This is a genomic window from Thermogemmatispora sp., from assembly GCF_019683755.1.
Lineage (GTDB): Bacteria > Chloroflexota > Ktedonobacteria > Ktedonobacterales > Ktedonobacteraceae > Thermogemmatispora.
Window position 1 is genome coordinate 22,307 of the sequence record NZ_JADGHT010000009.1, and the last position, 13,494, is coordinate 35,800.

Here is a 13,494-nt window from a genome sequence, read left to right on the forward strand (position 1 = left end):
CTCTCCTTTCTTCTGCTGGTGTCGCTGGCTGCCACAGGCGGCTGCTCAGAGGGTGATGACGGCCTGGCGAACGTAGCCAGCCTGGCAGGCCCGCCGGCGAAAGGCGCGCTGCTCCTCCGGCGAACCGTAGAGCTTGATCTTGATGGCTTCCCACTCCCATTCAAGAGCGCGGTAGGCGTGGAAGGTCTTGTTTTCGATCGGCAGGAACTCCTGAGCGAGCTGGTCGGCCTCGCGCAGGTGCTGGCTGAGGATAAGGGTTTCGAGGCTCTTGACGATGAAGCCGCCGCGGGCCCAATGCCACGTCCCGTCGGTAAGCATCTGGCCAGGCTGCTGCCAGACGTCGAGCGAGAGGCGCACGAGAGCGGGCGCGGCCTGCTCGCGGCCCTCCAGACAGGCGAGCTGATACTGAAGTTGCATGATGTCGCCGTCGTGAAGGACCTGGCCGCGCAGGCGACGAGCCTCGTGGATGGCCTCGTTGAGGGCCCCGGGATCGCCCTTTTCGCGGGCATACTCCCCCAGGAGGACAGCGCAGTAGGCATGACAGACTTCTTCGTAGGGGCGCCCGCGCACCAGGGTGAGGGCGCTCTGGACGAGGCTGAGGGCCTCAAGATAGCGGCTGGCACGCTCGGGGATGACGGCGCTGCGCATCAGCAGGCGCGCCGACAGCTCCGGCTCGCTGAGGGAGCGCAGGACGAGGGTAGGATCGTCCGGGCTGCTGCAGGCCACGGCGAAGAAGGGCAGCGATTGACAGATGGTGCGCCGACTCAACAACATGGCTCTCTCCTCCTCATACATCAGCAGGTCAAGACAATAGCTCCTCCAGTCAAGACGCTGGCCTGGTCTCTCCTCTCGCCCGATGGCGCCGGAGACCCAGCGTGGGGGCCTGGCTGAGGACAGCATCAGTGCGAAAGGACGTAGTAGGAGAGCGTCCCGGCTGGCAGCCTTGGCCCGCTTCGCCGCCGACCAGCCTGCGCCGCCGCAGCCTGACGAAGCTGAGACGGGTCGTAGCAGGGATAGTAGTAGGTGGCGACGTGCAGCGGGGGCTGGCTGAGACCGTTGCTCCAGGTGGAGTGCTCCAGGCGGATGGTGAAGGGTTCGTTCAGCCCCAGGAGCAGGGCCAAGCTGTTCGGGAGCCTTGTTGAGGAGCTGGCGGATAGCTTCGTTGAATGAAACGACGATGCGGTGGTGGAGGCTGAGCACTTCCAGGCGATAGCTATCAAGCGGCGTTGGGGCAGGGATCGGCCCAGGCATGTAGGCGGGCCGCCGCGCCTGGCGGGAGCTGCGACGCCAGAAACAGAGCTTGCGAAACATATGCAGTCATCTCCTACACTCTTCAACCATAGAACCGTACTGCCAATAGATGATAGGTTTCCAATCGCTGAGAAGCGTCCCGAGCGCCCGGCCCGGGGCTGGTTCGCTGGCGTCCCTGCCCCGCTCGCGCTGCCCCCTTGGGGGCAACGGCTATACTGACTACAAAAAGTATATCCTTTTAAGAGGTAGATGTCAACCATATTCTTATAAGAATATGCTCTGATAAGCATGCTTTTGTAGGGCCTCCACAAAAGAGGGGGATATATGATACGCTCGCGCCATGCCGATACGCATTAAGCTTCGTGAGCTTGCACAGCAGAAAGGGGTAAGTCAGTCGCGCTTGTCGCGTCTGGCCGACCTGAATGTCGGCATGATCCAGCGCATCTATCACGATCCATATACGAATATCACGCTGTCAACGCTGGAGAAGCTGGCGCGGGCCTTGCGTGTTGAGCTGGCCGAGCTGATCGAGCTGGACCCGCCGCTAGAAAAGGAACCAGAGGCAGGCGGCTCCTGATGGCTCCCCGCAACCGGCCTTGCTCTCGCAGGTGGCGATACTCGCGGGCTTGCCAGGCGGCTAGAGGGTTTTCCTGTGACCGAAAGAAAACCAGTTCACAAGCCTGAAAAAGGCCCGCTGTGAGGGATGCTTGCAGTGGCTTGACGGGGGCGGCGCCAGGTGCTCTCGTAGAGTCAGGAAGCTGAAGCAGTCTGCTGGGTAATTGCGATCAGTACCCCGAGGAAATTGGGAGAAAACCAGGGGCTGGAAGAGCACCGTCAGGAAAGGGAGCGAGCAGATGGAGGCTCTTCTCTCTGCAGATACGCCGCTGGAAACGGAAAGGGTCTGGCTGGGCATGCTGCGCGCCCTGCCGCCGGCCAGGCGCGTGGCGATGGCCTGGGACTGGACCGGTTCAGTAATCAACGCTGGGCGCCTGACTGTCCTGACCCAGCACCCCGAGATAGATGCCCAAGAGGCGGCCCTGCGCTATGCTCCGCGCTATGGAACCGCCATAGTACGCCTGGCCGAGGAGCGTCGTCGCCGCCTATCGGAGGCGGAAGCCAATCGCTTCCCGTCGCTGCAAGAGGTCCTCTGGCCACTCCTCTCCGCCCTGGAGGCGCTGCAGATCACAGCGGTCCCTCTCTCGCTGGCCATCCCCTTCTATGGTGTCCCGCGCTTCGTAGGCGAAATCTCCCTGGCTGTCGAGCGCCTGCCAGAGCGCCAGGCCCTGCAGCAGCGGCTGCCAGAGCGTTTCTGGCTCGACGAGACTGCTGAAGCCGGGCCGGGTCTACGCCTGGTCGAGCTGCAAAGCCTGCTGCCCGTCTGGCTCTGGCCCTCCGACAGCGGAGACAACGCTGCCCTCCTGCAGCGCCTGCTTGACAGCCGCCGCGTGGCGCCCCTGCTGGAAGAGGCCCCACCGATCCCTGTGCCCTCCCCTGAAGCCCTGTTTCTCTATCTGCTTGCCTGGCAGGGTGAACAGAGGACGACCAGTGATGAGCGCTGGTATGATTTCCTGGGCATCCTGAAAATGCAGCAGCCATCTGGGCTGAACCTGGAGCTGCTCAGAACCCTGGCCCGCGATCTCCAATGTCTACCCCAGCTAGAGGAGGCCCTCGCTCGGACTGGTTTGGAGTTCTGAACAAGAAAGGAGTCAGTGGGTGTCTTCTTCTCCTCCTCCTCTTGAAGAGACCTTATTGCCTCTGGCCGAAGCCCTGGAAGCGCTCGGTATCCGCTATGTGATAGACGGCTCTGTCGCCAGCTCGCTGTCTGGCGTGGTTCGCCAGACAGCCGACCTGGACGTAGTCATTGAGCTGCTCGACCCCAGCAGCTCAAAGCCCTCATCCAGAAAGTCGCTCCTTGCTACTATATTGACGAAGATGCTTTTCGGCAGGCGTTTCGCTCTAAAAGAGGCCGGTCTCCAGTAGCTTGAGCGAGCCTTCCGGCAACAAAACAAGAGCGAGCCGGGGATGTTGACCCCGACTCGCCGCCTGCAATCTCTCCAGACAGGCTGAGACTGATCCCGCTCAAGACGCCGAAGCACGCGGCTGAGGCGGGCGCGTAATGGCCCCCTCCGAAGCCGACGAGACCAGCGCCGCGTACTTAGCAAAAACCCCGCTCGTATAGCGTGGAGCCGGCGGCTGCCAGCTTGCCAGGCGAGCCTTTAGCTCCTCCTCTGGCAGCTCCACGCTCACCGTGCGCTTCTCAATATCGATCACAATCGTATCGCCATCGCGCAGCGCGGCCAGAGGACCACCAACCGCCGCCTCGGGAGCGATATGGCCGACCATCAACCCGCGCGTCGCCCCACTGAAGCGGCCATCGGTTAACAGAGCCACCGTCTCCCCCAGGCCCTCGCCCACGATAGCGCTCGTCACCCCGAGCATCTCGCGCATCCCCGGACCGCCGCGTGGCCCCTCATAGCGGATCACCACCACATCGCCCGGCTGAATCTGGCGCCCGATCACCGCCTGCATGGCATCCTCCTCGCGATCAAAGACGCGAGCCGGGCCGCGATGATAGAGGCGCTCATGGCCAGCGATCTTCACCACGCAGCCCTCCGGCGCCAGGTTCCCTTTCAAAATCACCAGGCCCCCATTCGGCTTAATCGGATTCTCCACCGTGCGCACCACATCCTGACCGGGAGTCTCCTGAGCCTGAGCCGCCTCCTCACCGATCGTGCGGCCTGTTGGCGTCAACTGATCGCCATGCATCAGGCCCGCCTCGATCAGGCGCTTCGCCAGCAGCGGCGTCCCGCCGGCGCGATCCAGATCCAGCGCCACATAGCGCCCGCCCGGCTTCAGGCTGGCGATCAGCGGCGTACGGCGGCTAATCTCATCGAAATCATCGATCGTCAGCGGAATACCGGCCTCGCGCGCCAGCGCCAGCAAATGCAGCACAGCATTGGTTGACCCGCCCGAGGCCGCCACGCCGGCGATGGCATTCTCGAACGACTTGCGCGTCAAAATATCGCGCGGCGTCAGGCCACGATAGAGCATATCCACCACCAGGCGCCCGCAACGCTCGGCCACCTCATCCTTACGCGGATCAGTGGCTCCCACGCTGGCCGTCCCCAACGGAGACAGGCCCAAAAACTCCAGAGCCATCGCCATCGTATTGGCCGTATACTGGCCACCGCAGGCGCCGGGGCCGGGGCAGGCCACATTCTCCAGCTCATGCAGATCCGCCTCACTCATACGTCCGGCGGCGGTCGCCCCAATCGCCTCAAAGACATCCAGGATCGTCACATCCTGGCCGCGGAACTTGCCTGGAGCGATCGAGCCGCCGTAGAGCACCAGGCTCGGCACATTCAAGCGAATCAGCGCCATTGCCGTCCCGGGCAGCGTCTTATCGCAGGCCGCCAGCGCGATCACCGCATCAAACATCTGGCCCTGACTGACCAGCTCGATCGAATCGGCGATCACCTCGCGGCTAATCAACGAGGCCTTCATGCCCTCGGTGCCCATTGAAATACCATCGCTGACCGCGATCGTATTGAACTCCATCGGCGTGCCGCCGGCGGCGCGGATGCCCGCCTTAACGCGCTCGGCCAGGCGGCGCAAATGGAAATTGCAGGGCATGGTCTCGATCCACGTATTGGCCACGCCGATCAAGGGCCGCTGCAGATCCTCATCGCGGAAACCGATGGCCTTCAGCATGGCGCGAGCCGCGGCCCGCTCGCGCCCATCGATCAAGACTCGACTGCGGTGCCGGGGATCAAAAGCCATAAGAACAGCCTCCCTTAGAGTACTGCCTGTATTATACTCCTGACGCAGCCCCTAGCTCAACGCAAGAGCACACAGCGGCCCACGCACAGCACAGCATCAAGCGCAACCTGGCCATCGATCGCACTTCGAAAGACCCCCGAGCCTTCAGAGCCGAGCCGAGCCGAGCGCTCAGCCGCTCCATCCAAGCCCAGCCCCGTGATCCAGCCAGGAGACAGGAGCCGGAAGGCAGACCACAGCATCGACAGCGACAAGCGTGCCTGGCGGGCCGACCAGGCGATCATATCCTTGACATGACAATAGAGCCTGGGCATGTTATCATATCTCTGCACTTGAAGAAGCGCATGTCATCCTGCCCGCAGGAGGCGATACACATGGCGGCGACAGGCGACTCAGCTCTATCCATCTTTCTTTCCTGGTCAGGAACAGCAGAAGACCGCGTCTGGCGTAACAACATCACGGCCTGTCTGAAGCGTCTCCGAAATCGCTATCACCTTACCTGGAGTGATGAGCACGCCGTTCCTGCGGGCCTGGAGCGAGAAAACTATCGTCAAAGCTGCCTTCAGCGCGCGCGCCTGATCATACTCATCATCAGCCCTGATTACCTGGCAAAAGAGGAGTGCATGCGCGTCGCCAGGGAAGCGTTCGCGAGGCAGCAGCAAGAGCCAGACCGAGTACGAGTCGTTCCCATCTATGCACGCGAGGTCTACCTGCAGGGAACCATCTTTGAGCAGCGAAAACTGGTGCCGGACAACCCGCTCAAAAGCTGGAAAGATCGCGACGCCGGCCTAAAGCAAGTAGAGGAAGAACTAGCGGACACACTCAACGAGCTGCGGGCGGTCCCTGTTAAGCAATCGGTCCTCACCCCCCAAGATCGAGAGCGCCTGCTCCCTTTCATCGTCGACTGGCGCCCCGTGGCCCAGAGGCACCTGCGTGATTTCGTCGGGCGTGAGCAAGAGAGAAAAGCCGTGCGCCAGCACATCGAGGATCTCCAAGACCAGGGCGGCTACCTGGCGATCACCGCGCCAGCCGGCGAAGGGAAAAGCAGTCTTATCGCGCAGCTCATTATCGAAGAGGAGCAAAGAGGCCAGCAGATCCCCGCCTACTTTATCCCCATGCAGCCCGGACCGAACGGCCAGAGCGACCTACTGCGCCACATCCTGGCCAGCCTGGTCTACAAGCACCAGCTCTCTGCCAGCTATGTGGACGTTGACCGCGATAGCCTCCCGCTCGCTCTACGTCGCCTCTTGACTGAACTCAGCCAGCGCGGCATCCGTGAGACCATCTACATCGACGGCCTCGACCAGCTCTTGCCCGAGCCAGGTGGAAGACGAGAGCTAAGCTGGCTTCCCGAGGAGCTACCAAAAGGCATCGTCTTCGTTCTCAGTCTGCGCCCTGACGAGACCCTCGCCACCCTCAAAACCGGCAGGCGGCTGATCGAGTACCAGCTACCGCACCTCAGCCAGAGCGATTTCAGCGCCCTGCTGGCTCAGCGAAACGTACGGCTTCCCATAGATCTGCTCGAACGCTACTATCGTAGCCTCCGGGGAAACGCCCTCTATCTCAGTCTCCTAACCGGAGAGCTGGCTCAGCAACAGCAGCAGATGCCCATCACGCCTAGCCATGCCGAAGATGTGCTTAGGCAGATCGAGAGCAATCCCGCTGACCTCTTCCGGCCCACGCTGGAGCGCCTCAAGAGCGACCTGGCCCTCTGGGAGAAGCTCCTCTATCCCTTGCTAGCTGTACTCGTAGTGGCTCAGGAGCCGCTGAGCGAAGGACAACTACGCTCTATCCTGGGGCTGACGCATGAACGCTGTCAAGAGGGCCTGCGACGGCTCGGAGGCCTGCTCACGCATGACGGACAGGGGCGCTACGAACTCTATCACCTCAAACTGCGCGAGTACCTCCAAGGAGAGACAGAGTATGGCCAGGAGCAGTCAGGCGCCCTCCTGGCGCCCGACGAAGTAGCGGCCTGGCATACCCGTCTAGCAAAGTGGTGCGCCGGCGACGACCTGTCCCTCATCTGGCGAGAGAGCTACGAAGCGCTAGAGCGACAGCGACGTCAATATGCGCGGCGCCACTTCATTCGTCACCTCTACCTGGGGGGCGTTACCCAGTGGCAGCAACTCTTTAGCGTCCTTGATGATGGGCACTATAGCCGGCAAAAACTACAGGCCGACGATGGTGGTGGCAAGGCCCTGGTGCTGGACCTCGACCTGGGACGGCGCGCCGCCGGCTGGAATGGCTGGTCACAAGAAGAAGCGCTGTCGATGCAGCCCCGTCTAGTGGCCTACACCCTCCTGCGCTGCCTGCTGGCCAGCCAGGCCAACGGCTATCCCTCGGAAGCCTTTGGGCTGCTCGTGGCCCTGGAGGGGACAAACAAAGCCCGCGGGCTAGCTGCCCTCATCACCGAAGCGCGCTGGCGTATTGAAGCGCTGCTAGCCATTGTGCGCCAACTAGGTAAACAAGCAGCCCAGAGCGATGAGTGGCGCCAGGCTTACGACGAAGCCAAGGAAGAGATTGCTGCTTTTGACAGCCCAGACCGCAAAGATGACTTCTATGGGGAGCTAGCGCGACTGGCCCTTGCCGTCGGCGAGCGACAGCGAGCCAGCCAGACTGTGGACCGTATCGCCGACGACCTGAAGCGGGCAGAGCTGCGGCTGAGGCTGGCTGAGAGCTGGCTGAAAGAAGGAGAGAGCGAGCCAGCGCGGGAGACGCTTGCTGAGGCCAGCAAACTACTGACAAGCCAAGCACGCTCGGTCTCGACTGAGGTCCTTGCCAGTCACTGTGCCCTCTTGTACCGGCGGCTCAACCAGCCCGAGCATGCCCAGGCTGCCCTGAGCTACGTGCAAGACGCCCTCCAGCGTGCGCGCTACCACCTGGCTCTCGGTTGCCTCTACGAAGAGCAAGGCCAGTACGACCTGGCAAAACGAGAGTGGGATCAGATGCGCCAGGAGCTGCAGGCAGTCAAAAACGACAAACGCCGAGCCGAAATCTGGCTAGAGTTGGCAGAGCACTGGCTAGAGTCAGATAGCGGTCAAGTAGAGCAGGTGCAGGCCATTCTTGACAAGCTAGAGCAGCACATGCAGCGTCAAGCCGACCCTCAGCTCTGGTCCAAGCTAGCGCTGGCCTGGGTGCAAGCAGGGCGCTGGGAGAAGGCGGAGCAGATAGAAAGCCGCCTGGCAGATAGTCGGAGGCGTCTGCATCTTGCCATCGAACTCGCGCTCATCGCCCTGGAAAGAGGCGAGCGCTGGCGCGCCATCCAGATTTGGCAGCGTATCCGGCCAGACATCGAACTGCTGGCGGAGAGCTGGCGCAGACCGATGCTGGGCGAGCTGGCAAAAGCGCTGGCGGCCCTTGACGCCTGGGAAGAACTCAGGGCAGTCATCGACAGAGGAAGCACGCCGCTTGAACAAGACTACCTGTGGAAAGAAGCCTGTAAAGTGCTCAGGCGGCGGTTCTCCCTGCTGCGCGAAGAAGAGAGAGCGCTGATCAAGATCCCTCGCTGGCAAGAGGCCCGGCAGAAACTGCAACGGCTAGCGACTAGAGACAAAGGAAAAGGAACGGCTCCCTTCGTTCGTGGGGAGCACATCGGCGGTCCCTCTGCTGGGGATAGACATTCTGGGCTGGTCTTAACGAGTCTCTGGAACGGCAGCCAGTTCCTGTCTGAGGCAGACAAAAAAGCCTCATCCCCAGCGTCAGAGGCTCCTGAGTTCCAGGTGCCAGAGAAGCGCCCCGAAGACAGCGTACGTCAGCTCCAGCAGGCCTGGTGCCAAGCGCGCACCATAGCCGAAGCGCGCGAGTGCTGCGCACACATCAGCGGCCTGCTACCACGCGCGCCCTCCCTAGCTGAGGCGCTACTGAGAGCCTGCGACTGGGTAGAGCGCTTTGTCCAAGGTCAAGAGCCACTGCCTTCCCTGGACGTCCCTGGCCTGCCCGAGCAGCCCAAAGAGGCCAGTTGAGCTAAAGCGCAAACTGCGCCTCGGCCTCATCAACAATCATCTGAGCGATCACCAACGAGGAGGTAGCTGCTGGAGACGGAGCATTCTGCACATGCAGCACACGCTGCCCGCGGCGGATCACAAAGTCGTCGACCAGACTGCCATCGGGGGCCAAAGCCTGGGCCCGCACCCCGCTCGGTCCTGGCAGCAGGTCCCCCTCTGTGAGAGCGGGCACATAGCGCTGGACCTGGCGCACATAGGCGCCCTTCACATAGTCGCGATAGAATTCAGCCAGGCCCATACGCCAATAGCGGCGGGCCAGGCGCCAGAAGCCACTGTAGCTAAGAGTCTCCCACAACTCGCGCAGATTGAGCTGCCAGCGGCCATAACCTTCGCGCGCCAGAGCCAGCACGGCGTTTGGTCCCACCCAGACCTCGCCATCGGGCCGCAGCGTCAGATGGACCCCCAGGAAAGGGAAACGCGGATCGGGAACAGGGTAAATCAAACCGCGCACCAGATGGCGCTTTTCGGGGCGCAGCAGGTAGTAGTCGCCACGAAAAGGCACAATACGCAGGCCGCCGTCGTCGCCGGTCAAGCGGGCCAGGCGATCGGAGTAGAGGCCGGCGCAAGTAATCACAGCGTGCGCCCGCAGCTCTTCCTCCCGGCTGCCAGGCTCGCCTAAGACGGCCAGCTCTTGACGGCGGATCTGAACCACCACTTCATCGGCGCGCGGCAAGAGGCCCACCACCTGGCTATTCAAGCGCAAATGAGCCCCCTTGGCAGTGATCTCCGAGGCCAGAGCGGTGGCCACGCGCCGAAAATCGACGATCCCCGTATTAGGCGAATAAATGGCGCGCAAGCCCGCGGCAGCAGGTTCGATCTCGCGCAGACGCTCGGGACCGATCAGCTCCAGGCCCTGGACGCCATTGCGCTGACCACGCTCGTAGAGGGCTTGCAGGCGTGGCAGCTCCTCCTCCGTCAGAGCCACGATCACCTTACCGCAGAGCTGGAACGGAATGCCATGCTCGCGGCAAAAGGCCAGCATAGCTCGGTGACCAGCCACACAGGCGCGGGCCTTCAGCGAGCCAGGAGCATAATAGATACCAGTGTGCAGCACGCCGCTATTGTGACTCGACTGATGAGCGGCGATGCGCGGCTCCTTCTCCAGCACGAGCAGGCGCAGGCCCGGCCGACGCCGTAGATACTCGCGCGCCGTGGCCAATCCCACCAGGCCAGCGCCGACGATGATCAGATCATAGCGCTGCATTTGTTTAAACAAAACAGCGAGGCCTGCCGCTTTATTCCCAGCCAGGAGGCCGGGTCGGGTGAAGGCTGCTCCTGTTGAGCTAGTCGTGTGCTATACTTAAGTGGCAATCTCCAAGAGAACCCCTGGTTCGTTAGCCAGAGAACGTGAGTCACCACTAGAGACGCAACAGAGGTACAAAGATCCATGTCACAGAATACGCCCATAACCGTTGCGTATGGGGATGGCATTGGCCCGGAGATCATGGCGGCCACCCTGGAAGTGATCAAGGCCGCTGGGGCGCGGATCGACATTGAAGAGATCGAAGTAGGAGAGAAAGTCTACTTGCGCGGCGTGCCCTCGGGCATCGAGCCGAGCGCCTGGGAGTCGTTGCGCCGCACCAAAGTCTTTCTCAAAGCGCCCATTACCACGCCGCAAGGAGGGGGCTACAAGAGCCTGAACGTCACCATCCGCACGATGTTCGGCCTCTACGCCAATGTCCGCCCCTGTGTTGCCTATTACCCCTTTGTCGACACCAAGTATCCAGGGATGGATGTGGTCATCATCCGCGAGAATGAGGAGGATCTCTACACCGGCATTGAGTACCGCCAGACACACGACATGGTGCAGAGCCTCAAGCTCATCAGCCGACCGGGCAGCGAGAAGATCATTCGCTACGCCTTTGAATATGCGCGGGCCTACAACCGGAAGAAAGTCACCTGCTTTGTCAAGGACAACATCATGAAGCAGACCGACGGCCTCTTCCACAAGATTTTTGAGAAGGTGGCCGCCGAGTATCCAGACATCCAGAGCGAGACCTGGATTGTCGACATTGGCTCAGCCAAGCTGGCGGATACGCCCGAGGCCTTTGATGTCGTGGTGCTGCCCAACCTGTACGGTGACATTCTCTCGGATGTCGCGGCTCAGATTGCCGGTTCGGTCGGTATGGCCGGCTCAGCCAACATCGGTGACCAGTGTGCCATGTTTGAAGCCATTCATGGCTCGGCACCGCGGCGCGCTGGTCAGAACGTGGCCAACCCCTCGGGTCTGCTGCTAGGGGCGGTGCTGATGCTCGTGCATATCGGGCAGCCGGAGGTCGCCACGCGCGTGCACAATGCCTGGTTGCGCACGCTGGAGGATGGCATCCACACCTACGATATCTACAGCGAGAAAGTCAGCAAGAAGAAGGTAGGTACAAAAGAGTTTGCCCAGGCCATTATTGAGCGCCTGGGTCAGATGCCGCAGACGCTCAAGCCGGTGAACTACACGGCGGCGCCGAAGCTGGCCAACATTCAGCGGGTCAGTCAGGAGCCGTTGGAGAAGAAAGAGCTAGTAGGGGTTGATGTCTTCCTGGAGTGGCGTGACGGTAGCCCTGATCAACTAGGCGAAGCCATCAAGCGGCTGGAGGGCGATGGGCTGCAGTTGACAATGATCACCAACCGCGGTGCCAGGGTCTGGCCCAATGGCCTGCCTGAGACCTTCTGTACCGATCATTGGCGCTGCCGCTTCCTGGCCAATAACGGCCAGGCGCTGCGTCCTCAGCAAATCATTGGGCTGCTGCATCGCCTGGCGGAGGCCGGTTTCGACTTCATCCAGACCGAGCATCTCTATACCTTTGACGGGCGCCCGGCCTTCTCGACGGCCTCGGGTGAGTAACTGGCGGGCTGCTGAGAAGCTGTGAGGGCGCGGGCAGCGGTGGCGAGCGGGCTAGCTGATGCTGATAGGGAGTGCGAAGCACAGAGGGAGCAGCGACGACACGGGCCTGAAAGAAATGAGACTCAGGTCACTTCTGGGGTCCTGCTCCCTATGTGCTATTATCTTGAGAGAGGCTCTGCTGCCTGTAGACGGCTGAGTCTCAGGAGATGAGAAACGATCGCTATATCTGCACAAGGAGGATCTTGCTATGCCAGTTCGCACCGCAGAGGCGGAATGGAAAGGTGATCTGCAGAGTGGTCAGGGGCAGTTGAAGCTGGGCACGGGAGCCTTTGAAGGTCACTATTCGTTCAAGACGCGCATGGGTGACGATACGTCGGGAACCAATCCCGAGGAGCTGATTGCGGCGGCGCATGCGGCCTGCTTCTCGATGGCGCTCTCGGCGGGTTTGGCGCGCGCTGGCTTTACACCAACGAGCGTCAAGACGAATGCGCGGGTGCATTTTAATGCCACGGGCCAGGGCTATGCGATTGGCCCGATCGAGCTGGAGACCACAGCGGTGGTGCCTGGCATCGATGAGGCAAAATTTCAGGAGCTGGCCAACGAGGCCAAGCAGAATTGTCCGGTCTCAAAGGCGCTGGCCGCCACGGAGATCCGGCTGCAGGCCAAGCTGGTCCAGCAGTAAGGTCAGCGGGTGCTGAGCGAGTGAGAGCGAACTGCGAAAGTTATTAGCTGTCTCTGATCTGACTCCTGCTGGCATATGCTACGCTAATTACTTCCTTCCTTTTTCTTGTTTCTTGCTTTTGTCCCCTTGGTACGGGCAGCGGTCTGCCCTGGGTGGTGCGCTGCAGCATGCTGCTGACTAGCTGCCGCCAGGCAGCCGCTGCCTATGAGGTTCTGGCTGCTTATCCGCTTGTCCTTCCTGGCATTCTGTTCCCTGTCTGTGGAGATTGCCGTCGCGTATGGGCCTTTGTCTGGACTGGGAGCGGTGTAGTCGCTGAGCGAGGTTGGCGCGGTTGTCGGAGCTGTTGCGTTATAGAAGTGGTAGACGTGGAGGTCGGAGGGGAGAGATGGGGTAAGATTATAGTGAGCAAAGAAAGTACTGGAGGGATCTTCGAGCGGGAGCAGAAGGCGCGTCGCCTTGGGCGGCGTCTGCTCTGTGGCGGCTGGCGGCGGCCAGGCCAGGCCAGGCCAGGCAACGACAAGGGGTGAAAGCATGTATCTTGGCATCGACGTCAGTGAGCAGGCCCTTCGCGGAGCCTACTTTCAGCAGAAAGAGGTGGTGCTGACGCCGCCGGTAGCGGTGCCGGCCAGCTATGACGAGCTAGTAGAGGCGCTGGTGCAGCAAGTGCAAGAGGCTTCGCGGGTAGGCGAGGCCATTCGGCGGGTGGGGGTGAGCATCCCTGGTAACTGTACTGAGCGGCGGGCGGTCTGGGTGCCGTCACTGCCCTATCTCAATGGGCGCGACCTGGCGGATGATCTGCGGGCGCGCTTAGGGGTGTCGGTCATGCTGGCCAGTGATGCTCAGTTAGCCCTATTGGGAGAGGTTTGGCGTGGCGCGGCGCGTGATCGGCAGAGTGCGGCGCTGGTCAGTGTGGGAACGGGGGTGAGTGGGGCGCTGATGTTGGG

The 13,494-nt window shown here is 61.7% G+C and carries 12 protein-coding genes; 8 read left to right on the forward strand and 4 right to left on the reverse strand.

Going from position 1 to position 13,494, the window contains the following annotated elements; genetic code table 11:
* Window positions 1-45: 45 nt before the first annotated feature.
* A complete protein-coding gene (locus IRZ24_RS01700) occupies window positions 46-1,311 on the reverse strand; it encodes a hypothetical protein (protein WP_297159971.1) in 1,266 nt (421 codons plus the stop codon).
* 280 nt (window positions 1,312-1,591) lie between these two features.
* Here IRZ24_RS01700 and IRZ24_RS01705 point away from each other — a divergent pair, with 280 nt between their 5' ends.
* From IRZ24_RS01705 to IRZ24_RS01715, 3 genes are all read left to right on the forward strand, one after another.
* Complete coding sequence (locus tag IRZ24_RS01705; protein ID WP_069802182.1) at window positions 1,592-1,828, forward strand: helix-turn-helix transcriptional regulator; 237 nt, start codon at window positions 1,592-1,594, stop codon at window positions 1,826-1,828.
* Window positions 1,829-2,105: 277 nt separating this feature from the next.
* Window positions 2,106-2,945: a hypothetical protein gene (locus IRZ24_RS01710; protein ID WP_297159974.1), complete on the forward strand. Its 840-nt coding sequence runs from the start codon at window positions 2,106-2,108 to the stop codon at window positions 2,943-2,945.
* Window positions 2,946-2,964: 19 nt separating this feature from the next.
* Window positions 2,965-3,231 (forward strand): hypothetical protein, encoded by a 267-nt coding sequence (locus IRZ24_RS01715; protein ID WP_297159976.1) that lies wholly within the window; start codon window positions 2,965-2,967, stop codon window positions 3,229-3,231.
* A 99-nt stretch (window positions 3,232-3,330) separates the two neighbouring features.
* Here the strand turns inward: IRZ24_RS01715 and ilvD are convergent, their stop codons facing one another.
* Window positions 3,331-5,031, reverse strand: a complete 1,701-nt coding sequence (gene ilvD, locus IRZ24_RS01720) for a dihydroxy-acid dehydratase (protein WP_297159978.1) — start codon at window positions 5,029-5,031, stop codon at window positions 3,331-3,333.
* A 56-nt stretch (window positions 5,032-5,087) separates the two neighbouring features.
* A complete protein-coding gene (locus IRZ24_RS01725) occupies window positions 5,088-5,342 on the reverse strand; it encodes a hypothetical protein (protein WP_297159979.1) in 255 nt (84 codons plus the stop codon).
* A gap of 60 nt (window positions 5,343-5,402) precedes the next feature.
* Between IRZ24_RS01725 and IRZ24_RS01730 the strand changes: the two genes are divergently transcribed.
* On the forward strand, window positions 5,403-8,990 hold the full coding sequence (locus tag IRZ24_RS01730; protein ID WP_297159980.1) for a TIR domain-containing protein: 3,588 nt from the start codon (window positions 5,403-5,405) through the stop codon (window positions 8,988-8,990).
* Between the two features lies 1 nt (window position 8,991).
* On the opposite strand, the gene lhgO is transcribed toward IRZ24_RS01730, so the two are convergent.
* Window positions 8,992-10,248, reverse strand: a complete 1,257-nt coding sequence (lhgO, locus tag IRZ24_RS01735; RefSeq protein ID WP_297159981.1) for an L-2-hydroxyglutarate oxidase — start codon at window positions 10,246-10,248, stop codon at window positions 8,992-8,994.
* 171 nt (window positions 10,249-10,419) lie between these two features.
* Between lhgO and IRZ24_RS01740 the strand changes: the two genes are divergently transcribed.
* From IRZ24_RS01740 to IRZ24_RS01755, 4 genes are all read left to right on the forward strand, one after another.
* A complete protein-coding gene (locus IRZ24_RS01740) occupies window positions 10,420-11,868 on the forward strand; it encodes an NADP-dependent isocitrate dehydrogenase (RefSeq protein ID WP_297159983.1) in 1,449 nt (482 codons plus the stop codon).
* Between the two features lie 247 nt (window positions 11,869-12,115).
* Window positions 12,116-12,550 carry an OsmC family protein gene (locus IRZ24_RS01745; RefSeq protein ID WP_297159985.1) on the forward strand — a complete coding sequence of 145 codons (435 nt, stop codon included), beginning with the start codon at window positions 12,116-12,118 and terminating at the stop codon, window positions 12,548-12,550.
* A gap of 401 nt (window positions 12,551-12,951) precedes the next feature.
* A complete protein-coding gene (locus IRZ24_RS01750) occupies window positions 12,952-13,077 on the forward strand; it encodes a hypothetical protein (protein WP_297159987.1) in 126 nt (41 codons plus the stop codon).
* 4 nt (window positions 13,078-13,081) lie between these two features.
* A partial coding sequence (locus tag IRZ24_RS01755; protein ID WP_297159989.1) for an ROK family protein occupies window positions 13,082-13,494 on the forward strand: 413 nt, incomplete at its 3' end.

Coding starts and splice junctions, on each gene's coding strand:
- IRZ24_RS01745 (WP_297159985.1), top strand. CDS start 12,116: ATGCCAGTTCGCACCGCAGAGGCGGAATGGAAAGGTGATCTGCAGAGT.
- IRZ24_RS01730 (WP_297159980.1), top strand. CDS start 5,403: ATGGCGGCGACAGGCGACTCAGCTCTATCCATCTTTCTTTCCTGGTCA.
- IRZ24_RS01710 (WP_297159974.1), top strand. CDS start 2,106: ATGGAGGCTCTTCTCTCTGCAGATACGCCGCTGGAAACGGAAAGGGTC.
- IRZ24_RS01740 (WP_297159983.1), top strand. CDS start 10,420: ATGTCACAGAATACGCCCATAACCGTTGCGTATGGGGATGGCATTGGC.
- IRZ24_RS01725 (WP_297159979.1), bottom strand. CDS start 5,342: ATGCCCAGGCTCTATTGTCATGTCAAGGATATGATCGCCTGGTCGGCC.
- IRZ24_RS01705 (WP_069802182.1), top strand. CDS start 1,592: ATGCCGATACGCATTAAGCTTCGTGAGCTTGCACAGCAGAAAGGGGTA.
- IRZ24_RS01700 (WP_297159971.1), bottom strand. CDS start 1,311: ATGTTTCGCAAGCTCTGTTTCTGGCGTCGCAGCTCCCGCCAGGCGCGG.
- ilvD (WP_297159978.1), bottom strand. CDS start 5,031: ATGGCTTTTGATCCCCGGCACCGCAGTCGAGTCTTGATCGATGGGCGC.